This window comes from Flavobacterium sp. 22659 (assembly GCF_052044235.1).
Taxonomy (GTDB): Bacteria; Bacteroidota; Bacteroidia; order Flavobacteriales; family Flavobacteriaceae; genus Flavobacterium; species Flavobacterium johnsoniae.
The window spans coordinates 91,119-106,397 of record NZ_JBQEMU010000003.1 but is presented as its reverse complement, the minus strand read 5'-3'; the positions used below and the strand labels follow the sequence as shown (position 1 = coordinate 106,397).

General features: G+C 34.4%; 16 protein-coding genes. All 16 read left to right on the top strand.

Annotated features, from left to right (window positions below; genetic code table 11):
- Positions 1–190: 190 nt before the first annotated feature.
- The 16 genes from ACTJIW_RS04250 (at position 191) to ACTJIW_RS04175 (ending at position 14,949) form a co-directional block, all read left to right on the top strand.
- The gene (locus ACTJIW_RS04250) at positions 191–385 is read left to right on the top strand and encodes a cold-shock protein (RefSeq protein ID WP_007137066.1); all 195 of its coding nucleotides are present in this window, start codon (positions 191–193) and stop codon (positions 383–385) included.
- Between the two features lie 241 nt (positions 386–626).
- Positions 627–992: an NADH-quinone oxidoreductase subunit A gene (locus ACTJIW_RS04245; RefSeq protein ID WP_012023328.1), complete on the top strand. Its 366-nt coding sequence runs from the start codon at positions 627–629 to the stop codon at positions 990–992.
- A gap of 148 nt (positions 993–1,140) precedes the next feature.
- On the top strand, positions 1,141–1,689 hold the full coding sequence (locus tag ACTJIW_RS04240) for an NADH-quinone oxidoreductase subunit B (protein ID WP_012023327.1): 549 nt from the start codon (positions 1,141–1,143) through the stop codon (positions 1,687–1,689).
- Position 1,690: 1 nt separating this feature from the next.
- Positions 1,691–2,212 (top strand): NADH-quinone oxidoreductase subunit C, encoded by a 522-nt coding sequence (locus tag ACTJIW_RS04235; RefSeq protein WP_012023326.1) that lies wholly within the window; start codon positions 1,691–1,693, stop codon positions 2,210–2,212.
- A gap of 18 nt (positions 2,213–2,230) precedes the next feature.
- Complete coding sequence (locus ACTJIW_RS04230) at positions 2,231–3,469, top strand: NADH-quinone oxidoreductase subunit D (protein WP_073408169.1); 1,239 nt, start codon at positions 2,231–2,233, stop codon at positions 3,467–3,469.
- Positions 3,470–3,615: 146 nt separating this feature from the next.
- Positions 3,616–4,146, top strand: a complete 531-nt coding sequence (locus ACTJIW_RS04225; RefSeq protein WP_012023324.1) for a complex I 24 kDa subunit family protein — start codon at positions 3,616–3,618, stop codon at positions 4,144–4,146.
- A gap of 1 nt (position 4,147) precedes the next feature.
- Positions 4,148–5,518 (top strand): NADH-quinone oxidoreductase subunit NuoF, encoded by a 1,371-nt coding sequence (nuoF, locus tag ACTJIW_RS04220; RefSeq protein WP_012023323.1) that lies wholly within the window; start codon positions 4,148–4,150, stop codon positions 5,516–5,518.
- Between the two features lie 93 nt (positions 5,519–5,611).
- Positions 5,612–6,640: a 2Fe-2S iron-sulfur cluster-binding protein gene (locus tag ACTJIW_RS04215; protein ID WP_012023322.1), complete on the top strand. Its 1,029-nt coding sequence runs from the start codon at positions 5,612–5,614 to the stop codon at positions 6,638–6,640.
- 6 nt (positions 6,641–6,646) lie between these two features.
- Positions 6,647–7,699, top strand: coding sequence for an NADH-quinone oxidoreductase subunit NuoH (gene nuoH / locus ACTJIW_RS04210; protein WP_012023321.1), 1,053 nt, complete (start codon positions 6,647–6,649; stop codon positions 7,697–7,699).
- Between the two features lie 84 nt (positions 7,700–7,783).
- Positions 7,784–8,329 (top strand): NuoI/complex I 23 kDa subunit family protein, encoded by a 546-nt coding sequence (locus ACTJIW_RS04205; protein ID WP_012023320.1) that lies wholly within the window; start codon positions 7,784–7,786, stop codon positions 8,327–8,329.
- Positions 8,329–8,868, top strand: coding sequence for an NADH-quinone oxidoreductase subunit J family protein (locus ACTJIW_RS04200; RefSeq protein WP_012023319.1), 540 nt, complete (start codon positions 8,329–8,331; stop codon positions 8,866–8,868). The genes ACTJIW_RS04205 and ACTJIW_RS04200 overlap by 1 nt, the downstream gene beginning before the upstream one ends.
- On the top strand, positions 8,868–9,188 hold the full coding sequence (gene nuoK, locus ACTJIW_RS04195) for an NADH-quinone oxidoreductase subunit NuoK (protein WP_012023318.1): 321 nt from the start codon (positions 8,868–8,870) through the stop codon (positions 9,186–9,188). The genes ACTJIW_RS04200 and nuoK overlap by 1 nt, the downstream gene beginning before the upstream one ends.
- Before the next feature lie 7 nt (positions 9,189–9,195).
- Positions 9,196–11,079 carry an NADH-quinone oxidoreductase subunit L gene (nuoL, locus tag ACTJIW_RS04190; RefSeq protein ID WP_440714683.1) on the top strand — a complete coding sequence of 628 codons (1,884 nt, stop codon included), beginning with the start codon at positions 9,196–9,198 and terminating at the stop codon, positions 11,077–11,079.
- A 10-nt stretch (positions 11,080–11,089) separates the two neighbouring features.
- Positions 11,090–12,541, top strand: a complete 1,452-nt coding sequence (locus tag ACTJIW_RS04185; RefSeq protein ID WP_012023316.1) for a complex I subunit 4 family protein — start codon at positions 11,090–11,092, stop codon at positions 12,539–12,541.
- Between the two features lie 79 nt (positions 12,542–12,620).
- Entirely contained in the window at positions 12,621–14,012 is a 1,392-nt protein-coding gene (locus ACTJIW_RS04180; protein WP_073408174.1) for an NADH-quinone oxidoreductase subunit N, read from the top strand.
- A gap of 163 nt (positions 14,013–14,175) precedes the next feature.
- Positions 14,176–14,949 carry a Bax inhibitor-1/YccA family protein gene (locus ACTJIW_RS04175; RefSeq protein WP_012023314.1) on the top strand — a complete coding sequence of 258 codons (774 nt, stop codon included), beginning with the start codon at positions 14,176–14,178 and terminating at the stop codon, positions 14,947–14,949.
- The last annotated feature ends 330 nt before the right edge of the window (positions 14,950–15,279 follow it).

The following is a 15,279-nucleotide window of genomic DNA, read 5'->3' as shown; positions in this document are numbered from 1 at the left end:
CAATTTGCCTTTTTTTATATTCTTACAATTAATGATTCTCAAATATTGGTGTTTTATAAACAAATTGACGCAATAAACCACGTAAAAACACTGTAAATCAATAATTTTTACAAAATTTTAACAGGTATATGTCTTTTGTATGAATTTAAATATTACATTTGTTTTATTATAAATTATTATTACAATTACAATGCGTACAGGTACAGTAAAATTTTTCAATGAATCTAAAGGTTATGGATTCATTACAGACGAAGAAACAGGAAAGGACATCTTCGTTCACGCTTCAGGAATTAACGCGGAAGAATTACGCGAAGGAGACCGTGTAAGCTATGAAGAAGAAGAAGGAAGAAAAGGGAAAGTTGCTGCTAAAGTAGCAGTAATCTAAGAAAAATATAGCAATTTATTTTTTTTGCCTCTGAATGGTTTTAAAAACGTCCCGAAGTATCGGGGCGTTTTTTTTTGCCCATTTCTTAAAAAAATATTAAAAAAACCGAATGTTATTTATAATCAATAAAAATTACATATAAACGCGGTTTCATAGCCTACTTATATCCTCCTTTAGTTTGTGATTTACATCGTTGAAAGTTATCTTTGTGGCTTATTCTTTAAGTAAAAAAGTTAAGCTTATGCAATCTGATCAATACAGTTACATTCCTATCTTAATGCAGTTAATTCTTGCTGTTGGTTTTGTGGTAGGAACAATCATTATTTCTGGAAAATTAGGCCCAAAAAGAAACTCTGAAGTTAAAGATAAAAACTTCGAGTGCGGTATCGAATCTGTTGGTAATGCCCGTATTCCTTTTTCTGTAAAATATTTCCTTGTTGCAATCTTATTTGTGTTGTTTGATGTAGAGGTTATTTTCCTTTACCCATGGGCAGTAAACTTTAAAGATCTTGGTATAGAAGGAATGTTGAAAATGATTGTTTTTATGTCACTTCTTCTTGTTGGTTTCTTTTACATTATCAAAAAGAAAGCATTAGAGTGGGAATAAATTCGATTTTAAATTTTAGATTTCTGATTTTAGATTAAATCCGGAATTAAAATTTAATCTCACCAAATAAAACTGATTTAAAAAAATTGATTTTACTTTTTACGATTTTAAAAAAATCTAAAATTTAAAATCAGAAATCTAAAATAAAATGAGCGATTCAAAAGTAAATATGGTGTCTCCTCCAGAAGGTCTTACTGGTGAAGGATTCTTCGCTACAAAACTTAATGATGTTGTAGGTTTGGCACGCGCGAATTCTCTTTGGCCTTTACCATTTGCAACTTCTTGCTGCGGAATTGAGTTTATGGCAACAATGGCAGCACACTACGATTTAGCACGATTTGGTTCTGAACGTGTGAGTTTCTCTCCTCGTCAGGCAGACATGTTGCTGGTAATGGGAACCATTTCTAAAAAAATGGCACCAATTTTAAGACAAGTTTACGAACAAATGTCTGAGCCGCGCTGGGTAATTGCTGTAGGAGCTTGCGCTTCTTCAGGTGGTGTTTTCGACACTTACTCAGTTTTACAAGGAATTGATAAAGTTATTCCGGTTGACGTTTACGTTCCAGGATGCCCTCCTAGACCAGAGCAGATTGTTGACGGTGTAATGAGACTGCAAGAATTGGTAAAAAGCGAATCTGTTAGACGCAGAAGCTCACCAGAATACCAGGAATTATTAGCTTCCTATAACATTTCATAAGATGGCTTTAGAAAACACCCAGATTCAAAATAAACTTACGGAAACATTTAATAATGATGTTTTCAACTTTCACGAAGAAAGAGATATTTTTACTTTAGAAGCTTCTGCTGATAAAATTACAGCATTGATTCTATTCTTAAAAAACGATTCTGAACTGCAATTTCACTTTTTAACAGATTTATGCGGCATTCACTATCCTGATAACGAATCAGAACGTCAGTTTGCAGTTGTATATCATTTACACAATTGGTTCGAAAACAAACGTATTAGAATCAAAGTTTACCTAAACGGTGAAAAACCAGAGATCAAAACTATTTCAAATATTTTCTTAAGTTCAAACTGGATGGAAAGAGAAACGTATGATTTTTACGGAATCAATTTCGTTGGCCACCCGCAGTTAAAACGTATTTTAAATATGGATGAAATGGTGTCTTTCCCAATGAGAAAAGAATTCCCAATGGAAGACAGCGGAAGAACTGATAAAGACGACAGATTCTTCGGAAGAACAGTATCAAATTGCTAAATAATTCAACATTATAAAATGTCAGAACTATTACTACCACCAGAGCATCGTTATGCTAAAATAATTAAGGAGCGACACAATGAAGACGGAAGCGAGCTTTCAGTTCTGAATTTAGGTCCGACTCACCCTGCGACCCACGGTATTTTTCAAAATATCCTATTGATGGATGGTGAAAGAATTCTAGAAGCTGAACCAACCATTGGTTACATTCACAGAGCTTTCGAAAAAATTGCCGAAAATCGTCCTTTTTATCAAATTACACCTCTTACAGACCGTATGAACTATTGTTCCTCTCCTATTAATAATATGGGATGGTGGATGACATTAGAAAAACTATTAGGTATTGAAGTTCCAAAAAGAGCACAATATTTAAGAGTTATCGTTATGGAGCTGGCGCGTATTACAGACCACATTATCTGTAACTCGATCTTAGGGGTAGATACTGGTGCGTATACAGGTTTCTTATACGTTTTTCAATTTAGAGAAAAAATCTACGAAATCTACGAAGAAATTTGTGGAGCTCGTTTGACTACAAATATGGGAAGAATTGGTGGTTTTGAAAGAGACTGGTCTCCAGAAGCTTTCAGAAAACTAGACAAATTCCTGGAAGAATTCCCGCCTGCCTGGAAAGAATTCGAAAACTTATTCGAAAGAAACAGAATTTTCCTTGACAGAACTGTAAACGTAGGTGGAATTACTGCTGAAAAAGCAATGGCTTACGGATTTACAGGTCCAAACTTACGTGCGGCCGGAGTTGATTACGACGTTCGTGTAGCACATCCTTACTCATCTTACGAAGATTTTGATTTTATTGTTCCTGTTGGAAAATCAGGTGATACTTATGATCGTTTCTGTGTCCGTAACGCTGAAGTTTGGGAAAGTTTAAGCATCATTCGCCAGGCTTTAGAAAAAATGCCTGCCGGAAACGAATACCATGCAGAAGTTCCGGATTATTACCTTCCTCCAAAAGAAGATGTATATAATTCAATGGAATCTTTAATTTATCACTTTAAAATCGTTATGGGAGAAGTTCCTGTACCGGTTTCAGAGATTTACCATGCTGTTGAAGGAGGAAATGGAGAACTTGGTTTCTATTTATCTACTGACGGAAGCAGAACTCCATACAGATTACATTTCAGAAGACCTTGTTTTATTTACTATCAGGCATTCCCTGAAATGATTAAAGGAGCATTGCTTTCTGATGCGATTATCATTTTATCAAGTTTAAATGTAATTGCCGGAGAATTAGACGCGTAATAAAGATTGCAGATTTTAGAATGCAGATTTCAGATTAACAAATCTAAATCTGAAATCAAAAATCTAAATTAATACAGATTGCAGAATATGGATTTAAAGACAACAGATTAAAATCTAAAATCTTAAATCTAAAATCTAAAATAAAAATGGAACGTAAACATTACAAACAAGAAATAAACATGACTGAGGCATTGATCGCACGCATCAATGAATTGATCAGTCATTATCCGGAAGGCAAACAAAAATCGGCTTTACTGCCTGTTTTGCACGAAGTGCAGGATGCGCATAACAACTGGCTCAGCATTGAATTGCAGGACAAGGTTGCCGAAATTCTTCAGATAAAACCAATTGAGGTTTATGAAGTGGTTACTTTTTATACCATGTTCAACCAAAAACCAATTGGAAAATATATGTTTGAATTCTGCCAGACGTCTTGTTGCTGCTTACGTGGTGCTGAGGATTTAATGGATTATACTTCTGAAAAACTAGGCATTAAAATGGGTGAAACTACTCCAGACGGAATGTTTACCATTGCTGGTGTAGAATGTTTAGGTGCATGCGGATACGCTCCGATGATGCAGCTGGGTGATTTCTACAAAGAAAAACTAACAGAAGAGAAAATCGATCAGATCATTGCTGATTGTAGAGATGATAAAATAATATTACACGATAAATAAGATGTCACAAAAAATATTATTAGATAAAATCAATGTTCCTGGAATTAAAACTTACGAAGTGTATCGCCAAAATGGTGGTTATGCTTCTGTAGAAAAAGCTTTAAAAACACTTACGCCGGACGAAGTTACTGAAGAAGTAAAAAAATCAGGATTACGTGGTCGTGGTGGTGCAGGTTTCCCTGCCGGAATGAAATGGAGTTTTATTGATAAAAAATCAGGAAGACCAAGACACTTAGTTTGTAACGCCGACGAATCTGAACCGGGAACTTTTAAAGACCGATTCTTGATGGAATACATTCCTCACTTGTTGATCGAGGGAATGATTACGTCTAGTTACGCTTTAGGAGCAAACCTTTCGTATATCTACATTCGTGGAGAATATATGTGGGTTTTCAAAATTTTAGAAAGAGCAATCGCCGAGGCTAAAGCTGCAGGCTGGTTAGGAAAAAATATATTAGGTTCAGGTTACGACCTTGAACTTCACGTACACTGTGGTGCCGGAGCTTATATCTGCGGAGAAGAAACTGCACTTATTGAATCTTTGGAAGGTAAAAGAGGAAATCCTCGTATTAAACCACCTTTCCCAGCGGTTTCAGGGCTTTGGGCAAATCCTACAGTGGTAAACAACGTTGAAACAATTGCAACGGTGCCTTGGATTGTAAACAATTCTGGTGACGATTATGCAAAAATTGGTATTGGACGTTCTACAGGAACTAAATTAATTTCTGCTTCTGGACACATTAAAAACCCTGGGGTTTACGAAATTGAATTAGGTTTAAGTGTTGACGAATTCATGAATTCAGATGAATACTTAGGAGGAATGTCTTCAAGCCGTCCATTAAAAGCATTTGTGCCAGGAGGTTCTTCTGTGCCAATTTTACCAGCTGAATTAATTTTCAAAACAGCAAACGGAGAAGATCGTTTAATGACTTACGAATCTTTAAGTGATGGTGGTTTTGCTACCGGATCTATGTTAGGTTCTGGAGGATTTATTGTTTATAACGATACAGCTTGTGTCGTAAGAAACACTTGGAACTTTGCTCGTTTCTACCACCACGAATCTTGCGGACAATGTACACCTTGCCGAGAAGGTACAGGATGGTTAGAAAAAATCTTATGGAGAATCGAAAACGGTCAAGGCCGTGAAGAAGATATCGAATTATTGTGGAGCATTCAAAGCAAAATTGAAGGAAACACAATTTGTCCTCTGGGAGACGCCGCTTCTTGGCCAGTAGCTGCTGCGATTCGTCACTTTAGAGATGAGTTCGAATATCACGTTCGTTTCCCTGAAAAAATCAAAAATAGAGATCACTTTGTTGCTGAACCTTTTTCACAAGTAAAGCATTTAGTAGGCGGTAAAGTAATCGTATAAAAATAAAAAGCAGAAAGTTATAAAGTTCATAATGTTAAAAAGGACAGCAATTCTTTTCAATATTTCGACTTTCAACATTCAAATCATATAGAGATGAAAGTAACGATAGACGGTCAAAGTATAGACGTAGAGCCAGGAACAACAATCCTGCAGGCTGCACGTATGATTGGTGGAGATTTGGTGCCGCCAGCCATGTGCTATTACTCAAAATTAAAAGGCAGCGGTGGAAAATGTCGTTGCTGTTTAGTTGAAGTTTCGAAAGGAAGCGAAGCTGATCCAAGACCAATGCCAAAATTAATGGCATCTTGTGTAACAGGATGTATGGACGGAATGGAAGTAAATAGTAAATCTTCTGCCAGAGTTATGGAAGCCCGTAAGTCTGTAACAGAATTTTTATTAATCAACCACCCATTAGACTGTCCTATTTGTGATCAGGCTGGTGAATGTGATCTTCAAAACTTAAGTTTTGAGCACGGAAACCCAAAATCACGTTATATTGAAGAAAAAAGAACATTTGAACCAGAAGATATTGGTCCAAATATTCAACTGCATATGAACCGTTGTATTTTATGTCAAAGATGTGTACAAGTGGCAGATCAATTGACAGACAACCGAGTTCACGGAGTATTAGATCGTGGAGACCACGCTAATATTTCAACCGGAATTTCTAAAGCAATCGACAATGAGTTTTCTGGAAACATGATTGACGTTTGTCCGGTTGGAGCTTTAACAGACAAAACTTTCCGTTTTAAATCAAGAGTTTGGTTTAACAAACCTTATAACGCACACAGAGAATGTACAACTCCTGGATGCTGCGGTAAAACTACCGTATGGATGTTTGGAGGAGAAATTCAGCGTGTAACTGGTCGTAAAGACGAGTACCATGAAGTAGAAGAATTTATCTGCAACAGCTGTCGTTTTGATCACAAAGATGTGAATGACTGGGTAATTGAAGGTCCGAGAGAATTTGAAAAAGATTCTGTAATCAACCAAAATAATTATACTCAGAAATTAGAGAAAGTTCAAATCGATACTGAAAAGAACATTCTTTTAGGCCGTGATATTGACCGTAAAAAAATTAGTATGGCATCAATTCCATTAACTAATAAAGATAAAAAATAGTAAGAAATGGAAAGTGCATTTATTATAGAAAAAAGTGTTGTTATTGTTGTCGTTTTTGCGGTAACAATGATTATGGCAATGTATTCTACATGGGCAGAACGTAAAGTTGCTGCTTTCCTTCAGGATCGTGTTGGTCCAAACCGTGCCGGATGGGGAGGTTTATTACAACCGCTTGCCGATGGTATGAAATTATTCTCTAAAGAAGAGTTTTTTCCAAATACACCAAATAGATTTTTATTTGTTGTAGGTCCTGCAATTGCCATGAGTACAGCCTTAATGACAAGTGCTGTAATTCCGTGGGGAGACAGACTTCATCTTTTTGGAAAAGATATTATTCTTCAGGCAACTGATGTTAACATTGCTTTATTATACATTTTTGGAGTTCTTTCTGTAGGTGTTTACGGCATCATGATTGGTGGATGGGCTTCTAACAACAAGTTCTCATTAATGGGAGCTGTTCGTGCGGCTTCTCAAATGGTTTCTTACGAAATTGCAATGGGATTATCTATGATCGCTTTATTAATGATGACAGGAACAATGAGTTTAAAAGTTATTTCTGAGCAGCAAGCCGGAATGAACTGGAACGTTTTCTATCAGCCATTATCTTTCCTAATTTTCTTAATTTGCTCATTTGCAGAAACAAACAGAACTCCGTTTGACTTAGCTGAATGTGAAAACGAATTAATTGGAGGTTACCATACAGAATACTCATCTATGAAAATGGGATTCTATTTATTTGCTGAATATGCGAGTATGTTTATCTCTTCTACTATTATTTCTGTATTGTTCTTTGGAGGATATAACTATCCTGGAATGCAATGGATGGTTGATAATGTAGGTGTAAATACAGCTAACTTATTAGGAATCGCGGTATTGTTTGTAAAAATATGTTTCTTCATATTTTTCTACATGTGGGTGCGTTGGACAATTCCAAGATTTAGATATGACCAGTTAATGAACTTAGGCTGGAGAATTTTAATTCCGCTTTCGATTATTAACATTATGATTACAGGTGCAGTTATATTAAGACACGATATCGCAGCAGCTTTAGGATTCTAAAAAACTGTAATCAGCTTCAAATAAAAAACAAAATAGATTTGAATTTGAGCCATCAAATTTTGAATCATAATTATAATAGTAAAAATGTCAATAGAAACTATATCATTATCGGGTAGAAAAAAAGTGGTCTCTAATAAAGAGATGACTTTTATTGAGCGATTGTATCTTGTGGCGATTGTAAAAGGTTTGGCAATTACGCTTAAACACCTTTTTAGAAAAAAAATTACCATTCATTACCCAGAGCAGGTTCGTGAAATGAGCCCTGTTTATCGCGGACAACACATGTTGAAACGTGATGAACAAGGACGTGAGAACTGTACTGCCTGCGGATTATGTGCTTTATCATGCCCTGCAGAAGCTATCACAATGAAAGCAGCTGAACGTAAAGCAGATGAAAAACATTTATACAGAGAAGAAAAATATGCTGAAATCTATGAGATCAACATGCTTCGTTGTATTTTCTGCGGTTTATGTGAAGAAGCATGCCCGAAAGATGCGATCTATTTGACAACATCTAAAGTATTAGTTCCTGCTAATTATGACAGAGAAGATTTCATTTTTGGAAAAGATAAATTAGTGATGCCTTTAGAAATGGCAATTAAAAATACTCAACTTAATAACGCTAACTAATGATACACATTCCAGATCTTGCAAACGCAACTCCTGTAGGAGTGATATTTTGTATCTTAGCGTTAATTACGGTAATCACCGCTTTCCTGACTATTTTTAGCAGAAACCCTATTCACTCCGCTATTTACTTAGTGATTTGTTTCTTCTCTATTGCTGGTCATTATTTATTATTGAATTCTCAATTTTTAGCAGTCGTACATATTATAGTTTACTCTGGAGCAATCATGATTTTGTTCCTGTTTACGATTATGTTGATGAACCTTAACGAACAAAAAGACGTTCACAGGCCTAGAATTACACGTTTAGGAGCTATTGTATCTTTCTGTTTAATTGTTATTGTTTTAATCGCAATTTTCATCAACTCTAAACCTATTGTAGGTGATTACGATTCAACAGGAGAGGATTTCCAGTCTATTGAAGTATTGGGTAAAATATTATTGAACGAATATATGGTGCCGTTTGAATTTGCTTCAATCTTACTTTTAGTTGCAATGATTGGAACTGTATTATTGTCTAAAAAAGAAAAATTAAATAAGTAATGGGTAATATATTAAATCAAATAGGTATTGAAAATTACATCTTTTTAAGTGTTGTACTTTTTTGTATTGGTGTTTTTGGTGTATTGTACAGACGAAATTCAATTATCGTTTTCATGTCTATCGAAATTATGCTGAATGCAGTAAACCTTTTATTTGTGGCTTTTTCAACTTATCATCAGGATGCACAAGGACAAGTTTTTGTATTCTTCTCGATGGCTGTTGCCGCTGCCGAAGTTGCGGTAGGTTTAGCGATTTTAGTTTCTATTTTCAGAAACATCGGCTCAATTAGTATCGATAATTTAAAAAACTTAAAAGGATAAATAAAAAATGGATACCAATTTAGCTTTACTTTTAGTATTAACTCCTTTTTTAGGATTTTTAATCAATGTTTTCTTTGGGAAAAGCTTAGGAAAAACAGTTTCTGGATTTATCGGAACTGCTGCCGTAGCGATTTCTTTTATAGTTACTCTTGTACTTTTTAATCAAATAACTTCTACCGGAAAAGGAATTGAAGTTACTTTATTTGACTGGATTCAGATTAGTAACTTAAAAATCAATCTTGGATTTTTATTAGATCAGTTATCTGTTCTTTGGTTATTGTTCGTAACCGGAATTGGATCTTTGATTCACTTATACTCTATCAGTTACATGCATGATGACGAAAACATGCACAAATTCTTCTCTTACCTGAATTTGTTCGTTTTCTTCATGATCACCCTTGTAATTGGAAGCAACTTATTAGTATTATTTATTGGTTGGGAAGGTGTTGGACTTTGCTCTTATTTATTAATCGGGTTCTGGCATAAAAACCAGGATTACAACGATGCGGCAAAAAAGGCTTTCATCATGAACAGAATTGGAGATTTAGGTCTTTTAATCGGAATGTTCATCATCGGTTCAATGTTCTCAACTTTAGATTATGTAACTTTAAAAACAGCAATTGCCGGAGCTGCTAACTTAGATGTTTCATTACTTTCTTTAGCTGCTTTATGTTTGTTTATTGGAGCTTGTGGTAAATCTGCTCAAATTCCATTATACACTTGGCTGCCAGATGCGATGGCTGGACCAACTCCGGTTTCAGCTTTGATTCACGCTGCAACGATGGTTACAGCTGGTATTTTCATGGTAACAAGATTAAACTTTGTTTTTGATTTAGCTGTTGATGTACAAACTGTAATTGCAGTTATTGGAGCAATCACTTCATTGGTTGCTGCTACGATTGGATTAGTTCAAAACGATATCAAAAAAGTATTAGCTTACTCTACAGTTTCTCAATTAGGTTTAATGTTTTTGGCATTAGGATTTGGAGCTTATGAAGTAGCGGTTTTCCATGTAATCACACATGCTTTCTTTAAAGCTTGTTTATTCTTAGGTTCTGGTTCTGTAATTCACGGATTACACGGAGAGCAGGATATGCGTAACATGGGTGGATTGCGTAAAGCAATGCCAATTACGTTCTGGACTATGCTGATTTCTTCATTGGCAATCTCAGGAGTTCCGTTTTTCTCTGGATTCTTTTCAAAAGATGAAATTTTATTGACAGCTTTCCACTACAGTATTCCATTATACGTTGTTGGATCTGTAGCTTCAATCATGACGGCTTTCTATATGTTTAGATTAATGTTCTTAACTTTCTTCAAAGAATTTAGAGGAACTGAAGAGCAAAAACATCATTTACACGAAAGCGGTTCATTAATTACTATTCCGCTTATCATCTTAGCTATTTTAGCAGCTTTTGGCGGATTAATCAGTTTACCTGGAAACAGCTGGTTAAATGAATATCTTGCTCCTCTTTTCACTAAAGCAGCTGGCGAAGAACATCATTTAGGCGCAACAGAATATACTTTAATGGGTGTAGCTGTATTAGGCGGATTGTTAGGTATCTTAATTGCTTATGTTAAATACTTTAAACAAGATAATGTTCCTGAAGCAGACGAAAACATTACAGGCTTAACAAAAGTGTTGTATAACAAATATTATGTAGATGAAGCTTACGATGCGATTTTTGTTCGCCCGGTAAATGCATTATCAAGATTCTTTAGAGACTATATTGAAACGGGATTATCTGCAGTTGTTTTTGGATTAGGAAAAGCAGCAAACGAATTAGCGTTTCAGGGTAAAAAACTTCAAACCGGAAGTATCGGATTATATCTTTTCGCTTTCGTTTTAGGTCTTTGCGCCATTGTTTCTTATATATTTTTAGCTCAATAATTTTATAACTATGAACGTTTCTCTTATATTAATTATTCTTTTAGTTGGTGCATTTGTCACTTATTTCGCTGGTGATAAAATCGCTTCAAAAGTAGCTTTGTTCTTTAGTTTGGCAGCTTTAGGCTGTTCGGTTGTATTGTTAAACCATTTTAATGCTGGAGAAAACATCAGCCTTATTAATGCGTGGATCACTCAGCCTAAAATTTCTTTTGCGCTGAATGCTGACGGATTAGCTCTTGCCATGCTTTTATTGACAACAGCTTTAACTCCGATTATTATATTCTCTTCTTTTGGAAATGAATATAAAAATGCAAAAGCTTTTTATGCTCTAATTTTATTTATGGCGTTTGCAATGACAGGAACTTTCCTTGCTGCAGATGGTCTTTTATATTATATTTTCTGGGAGTTAGCTCTTATTCCTATTTACTTTATTGCTCTTATCTGGGGTAATGGAGATGCTGAAGAACGCAGAAAAGCAGTAGTTAAATTCTTTATCTACACACTTGCCGGTTCATTGTTCATGTTAACTGCTTTTATTTATCTATACCAAAAAGCAGGTTCTTTCTTAATTGAAGATTTATACAAAGTACAATTATCTGCCTGCGAACAGTTTTGGATTTTCCTGGCTTTCTTTCTTGCTTATGCTATCAAAATCCCAATTATTCCTTTCCACACATGGCAGGCAAATGTGTACCAAAAAGCACCAACTGTTGGAACTATGCTTTTATCTGGTATCATGCTAAAAATGGGATTGTACAGTGTTATCCGCTGGCAGTTACCAATCGCAGCTGATGCGGCAATAGAATTCAAAAATATCTTTATAGCTTTAGGAATTGCCGGAGTTATCTACGGTTCAATCGTAGCATTAAGACAAAAAGATTTAAAGAAATTATTAGCGTATTCATCTCTTGCTCACGTTGGATTAATTGCAGCTGGAGCTTACACTTTAACTCTTGATGGTTTCCGCGGAGCTGTATTACAAATGATCGCTCACGGTTTTGTGGTTGTTGGATTATTCTATGCAGCAGAAATTATCTACAGAAGATTTGAAACTAGAAATATTAGTGAATTGGGCGGTATCCGTACACAATCTCCAAAGTTTACTTCTATGTTTTTAATTTTGGTTTTAGCATCTGTTGCTTTACCAACTACATTTAACTTTGTTGGAGAATTTACAGTATTATACAGCCTTTCTCAAATTAATATCTGGTTTGCAGTTTTAGGAGGTACAACTATTATTTTAGGAGCTTATTATATGTTGAAAATGTTCCAGAATGTAATGCTAGGTGAAACAAATTCAAAAATATTTGCTGACGTTTCTATAAACGAAGGAATTTCTATGGCCGCGATTATTGCTGTTTTAATATTCTTTGGATTTTATCCAAAACCAATTACAGATTTGATCACACCAAGTTTAGAAACTATATTAAGTGTTATTGAAAAAAAATATAGTACACTTTAAGTTGTAATACACAAAATAAAATATATTTTAAATAAAATAAATTAGGGCGTTTTAGATTTCCTAAATCAAAAAAACAAAAATGAATACATTAATAGCTATAACAGGATTGGGTATTTTCTGCCTATTGTTTGAAATTCTAAATTTTAGAAAAGGCATCGTTCCGTTTACCATTTTGGGTTTATTGGGTGTCTTAGCACTTAATTTCTATGAATTTGGAACAACAGCAAGTTATTACAATAATATGATTACAGTAAGCAAGTTCTCTACTGCATTCTCTTCATTATTTATTATTTTGACTATTTTCCTGGTAGCATTAAGCCATAATTTTTACGAAAATCACCAGACAAAAATCTCTGATTTTATTGCCATAAAAGTATTTTTATTGGCAGGAGCTGTTGCAATGGTTTCTTTTGGAAACTTAGCAATGTTTTTCCTTGGAATCGAAATTCTTTCTATCGCATTATATGTTCTTGCAGCGAGCGATCGTTTGAACATTAAAAGTAATGAGGCTGGTATGAAATATTTCTTAATGGGATCTTTCGCATCTGGAATTATCTTATTTGGGATTTGTTTGATTTACGGAGCAATGGGAACTTTTGATATTGCAGAAATTCACGAAAGCTCTTTATCTGCTGAGCTGCCAATCTGGTTTCCTATCGGTATGATTTTAATGACTATTGGAATGTTCTTTAAAATAGCGGCTGTACCATTTCACTTTTGGGCGCCGGACGTTTACGAAGGTTCTCCAGCTTTAACCACTGCTTTGATGAGTACTTTGGCAAAAGTAGTAGCGATTGCAACTTTATTTAAATTAGTTTCAGGATTGAACTTAATTCCTTCTTTAGAAAATCAGGATCTTTCAAACACATTTACAAACGTTATCCTAACTATTTCAATTGCTTCTATGACAGTTGGTAATATCATGGCGTTACGTCAGGTAAACGTAAAACGTATGCTTGCATTTTCTGGAATTTCTCACGCAGGTTTCATGTTAATGACATTCTTAACTATCGCAACTTCTGCTGGTGTTCTTTTATATTACACTGCTGCTTATGCTTTAGCCGGAATTGCTGCATTTAGCGTTATTTTGTACGTTTGTAAAAATCAGGACAACGAAGATATCACAAACTTTCACGGTTTAGGAAAAACAAATCCATTATTAGCTGCGATTTTGACTGGTTCATTATTATCTATGGCTGGTATTCCAATTTTCTCAGGATTCTTTGCAAAATTATTCTTGTTTAATCAGGCGCTTCATGCCGGTTATGTAGCAATCGTAATTGCAGCAGTAATCAACTCTATCATTAGTGTTGGATACTATTTCAAATTAATTTTGGCAATGTATTCTAAAGAACCTAACGAAGAGCGTACAGGAAAACCATTTCTTATTTATGCTGTTGCTATAATTTCTATTGGTTTAAATATTGCTTTAGGTTTATTCCCTTCATTAGTTTTAGACTTATTGAATTAAAAATTCAAACTAAAAATATACAAATCCATCAAGAGTTTCTTTTGATGGATTTTTTGTTTTAAAGCTGTTTTTTCAAAAGAAAATTTCATGTTAAAAATTTCAGCTTAATCCTTAGACTTCGAAAAAACTCCATATATTTGGGTTCACTAAAAGCATAAAAACTATGGCCTTTAATTCAAAAAATCCATTTTTAAGTAACAAGCGTTTTTCATCAAATGCTGTTTCGAGAGCTGAAGAAGTACACGAAGCGAAGATTATTGACTACAATCAGGAAATGACCTTGTCAGGTACAATAAATAAAACAGCTATTTTATTTTTAATTTTATGCGGTTCTGCAATGGTAACATGGTGGATGGCATTTAACGGAATGAATATTATGATTCCTGCTATTGGAGGTGCAATTGTTGGATTTGTTTTAGTACTTATTTCTGCATTCAAACCACATTTATCACCATACCTGGCTCCTGGTTATGCCTTATTTGAAGGATTATTTATTGGGGGAATCTCAGCTATTTTTGAAGCTATGTACCCTGGAATTGTAATTAATGCCGTAGGCGCAACTTTGGTTACTTTCTTGGTATGTCTGGGATTATATAAATTTAGAATCGTAAAAGTTACAGAACAATTCAAATCGGTTGTTATTGCTGCTACACTGGCAATCGCTACTTATTATTTAATTTCATGGATTGTTTCTATGTTTATAAACTATCAGCCAGTTCATCACGGAAATTCAATGATGAGTATTGGAATCAGCATTTTTGTAATCGTAATTGCTGCTTTGAATCTATTCTTAGATTTTGACCAAATCGAAAAAGGAGTTGAACAAAGAATGCCAAAATTCATGGAATGGTACGGTGCAATGGGATTAATGGTAACATTAGTTTGGTTGTATATTGAATTTTTAAGATTACTATCTAAATTTGCAAGCAGAGATTAATTATTTCTCAACTAAAAATATAAAAGCCTTTTTGAAATTCAAAAAGGCTTTTTTTATGCTCAAAACTTTACTGCACAATAATTTGAATCATCTAAAGTGAATTGTTTTTTCAATAAACTGAAAATTTCACAAAAACATCAAAAAAAGATATAAAAATAACATTTAAGAATTGTTCACTTTTTTGTAAGTAGAAAAGTCAGTAAAATCGATGCTTCGGAATAAAATCTAAATTATGTAATAAATTACAATTAATGCAATTTATTACATTTTAACTAAAATAAATAAATTATTTTTTTCATATACATTTTTTTATAGACATTAAACTGAGAA

What these genes read in the sequence shown, in the direction of transcription:
- ACTJIW_RS04175 (WP_012023314.1), top strand. Translation starts at nt 14,176, where the DNA reads ATGGCCTTTAATTCAAAAAATCCATTTTTAAGTAACAAGCGTTTTTCA.
- ACTJIW_RS04205 (WP_012023320.1), top strand. Translation starts at nt 7,784, where the DNA reads ATGTCAATAGAAACTATATCATTATCGGGTAGAAAAAAAGTGGTCTCT.
- ACTJIW_RS04230 (WP_073408169.1), top strand. Translation starts at nt 2,231, where the DNA reads ATGTCAGAACTATTACTACCACCAGAGCATCGTTATGCTAAAATAATT.
- ACTJIW_RS04245 (WP_012023328.1), top strand. Translation starts at nt 627, where the DNA reads ATGCAATCTGATCAATACAGTTACATTCCTATCTTAATGCAGTTAATT.
- nuoL (WP_440714683.1), top strand. Translation starts at nt 9,196, where the DNA reads ATGGATACCAATTTAGCTTTACTTTTAGTATTAACTCCTTTTTTAGGA.
- nuoK (WP_012023318.1), top strand. Translation starts at nt 8,868, where the DNA reads ATGGGTAATATATTAAATCAAATAGGTATTGAAAATTACATCTTTTTA.
- ACTJIW_RS04235 (WP_012023326.1), top strand. Translation starts at nt 1,691, where the DNA reads ATGGCTTTAGAAAACACCCAGATTCAAAATAAACTTACGGAAACATTT.
- ACTJIW_RS04185 (WP_012023316.1), top strand. Translation starts at nt 11,090, where the DNA reads ATGAACGTTTCTCTTATATTAATTATTCTTTTAGTTGGTGCATTTGTC.
- ACTJIW_RS04240 (WP_012023327.1), top strand. Translation starts at nt 1,141, where the DNA reads ATGAGCGATTCAAAAGTAAATATGGTGTCTCCTCCAGAAGGTCTTACT.
- nuoH (WP_012023321.1), top strand. Translation starts at nt 6,647, where the DNA reads ATGGAAAGTGCATTTATTATAGAAAAAAGTGTTGTTATTGTTGTCGTT.
- ACTJIW_RS04250 (WP_007137066.1), top strand. Translation starts at nt 191, where the DNA reads ATGCGTACAGGTACAGTAAAATTTTTCAATGAATCTAAAGGTTATGGA.
- nuoF (WP_012023323.1), top strand. Translation starts at nt 4,148, where the DNA reads ATGTCACAAAAAATATTATTAGATAAAATCAATGTTCCTGGAATTAAA.
- ACTJIW_RS04180 (WP_073408174.1), top strand. Translation starts at nt 12,621, where the DNA reads ATGAATACATTAATAGCTATAACAGGATTGGGTATTTTCTGCCTATTG.
- ACTJIW_RS04225 (WP_012023324.1), top strand. Translation starts at nt 3,616, where the DNA reads ATGGAACGTAAACATTACAAACAAGAAATAAACATGACTGAGGCATTG.
- ACTJIW_RS04200 (WP_012023319.1), top strand. Translation starts at nt 8,329, where the DNA reads ATGATACACATTCCAGATCTTGCAAACGCAACTCCTGTAGGAGTGATA.
- ACTJIW_RS04215 (WP_012023322.1), top strand. Translation starts at nt 5,612, where the DNA reads ATGAAAGTAACGATAGACGGTCAAAGTATAGACGTAGAGCCAGGAACA.